This is a genomic window from Acinetobacter sp. OYA S30 (assembly GCF_033599315.1).
Taxonomy (GTDB): domain Bacteria; phylum Pseudomonadota; class Gammaproteobacteria; order Pseudomonadales; family Moraxellaceae; genus Acinetobacter; species Acinetobacter baumannii.
This window is the reverse complement of the sequence record NZ_JAWVAV010000107.1, coordinates 1-1,427: the sequence shown is the minus strand read 5'-3', so window position 1 is coordinate 1,427 and position 1,427 is coordinate 1. Positions and strand designations below refer to the sequence as shown.

The following is a 1,427-nucleotide window of genomic DNA, read 5'->3' as shown; positions in this document are numbered from 1 at the left end:
TCTTGACATCCACGGAAGACTGCAGAGATGCGGTTGTGCCTTCGGGAACCGTGAGACAGGTGCTGCATGGCTGTCGTCAGCTCGTGTTGTGAAATGTTGGGTTAAGTCCCGCAACGAGCGCAACCCTTATCCTTTGTTGCCAGCGGTCCGGCCGGGAACTCAAAGGAGACTGCCAGTGATAAACTGGAGGAAGGTGGGGATGACGTCAAGTCATCATGGCCCTTACGACCAGGGCTACACACGTGCTACAATGGCATATACAAAGAGAAGCGACCTCGCGAGAGCAAGCGGACCTCATAAAGTATGTCGTAGTCCGGATTGGAGTCTGCAACTCGACTCCATGAAGTCGGAATCGCTAGTAATCGTGGATCAGAATGCCACGGTGAATACGTTCCCGGGCCTTGTACACACCGCCCGTCACACCATGGGAGTGGGTTGCAAAAGAAGTAGGTAGCTTAACCTTCGGGAGGGCGCTTACCACTTTGTGATTCATGACTGGGGTGAAGTCGTAACAAGGTAACCGTAGGGGAACCTGCGGTTGGATCACCTCCTTACCTTAAAGAACCTGCCTTTGTAGTGTCCACACAGATTGTCTGATAGATGTAGAGAAGCAAGGCGTCTTGCGATTGAGACTTTGTGTCCCCTTCGTCTAGAGGCCCAGGACACCGCCCTTTCACGGCGGTAACAGGGGTTCGAATCCCCTAGGGGACGCCACTTGCTGGTTTGTGTGAGTGAAAGTCGCCGGCCGTTATATCTCAAAACTGACTTGCGAGTCATGTTTGAGATATTTGCTCTTTAAAAATCTGGATCAAGCTGAAAATTGAAACACAGAACAACGAAAGTTGTTCGTGAGTCTCTCAATTATCGCAACCATGAAGGATCCTGTCACAGGTGACGTGAGCGAAGTGAAGACAAGGCGTACCGCACGCAGCGAGCGCAGTGGACTTACTGTCCATGAGCATCGCGAGTACGGAACAACGCAGTATTCACGACGCGCAACGAACCGGACAGAACAAGACCTCTTCGGGTTGTGAGGTTAAGCGACCAAGCGTACACGGTGGATGCCCTGGCAGTCAGAGGCGATGAAGGACGTGCTAATCTGCGAAAAGCGTCGGCGAGGTGATATGAACCTTTGACCCGGCGATGTCCGAATGGGGAAACCCAGTGTGATTCGTCACACTATCGTTAACTGAATACATAGGTTAACGAGGCGAACCGGGGGAACTGAAACATCTAAGTACCCCGAGGAAAAGAAATCAACCGAGATTCCCCCAGTAGCGGCGAGCGAACGGGGAGCAGCCCAGAGCCTGAATCAGCCAGTGTGGTAGTGGAAGTGTCTGGAAAGGCACGCGATACAGGGTGACAGCCCCGTACACAAAACCGCACCGGTTGTGAGCTCGATGAGTAGGGCGGGACACGTGGTATCC

General features: G+C 52.9%; 1 tRNA gene and 2 rRNA genes. All 3 read left to right on the top strand.

The window, feature by feature from the left end:
- Positions 1–554, top strand: a 16S ribosomal RNA gene (locus R5R67_RS19315); the annotation flags it as partial.
- Positions 555–638: 84 nt separating this feature from the next.
- A tRNA-Glu gene (locus R5R67_RS19310) sits at positions 639–714 on the top strand.
- Between the two features lie 320 nt (positions 715–1,034).
- A 23S ribosomal RNA gene (locus R5R67_RS19305) occupies positions 1,035–1,427 on the top strand; the annotation flags it as partial.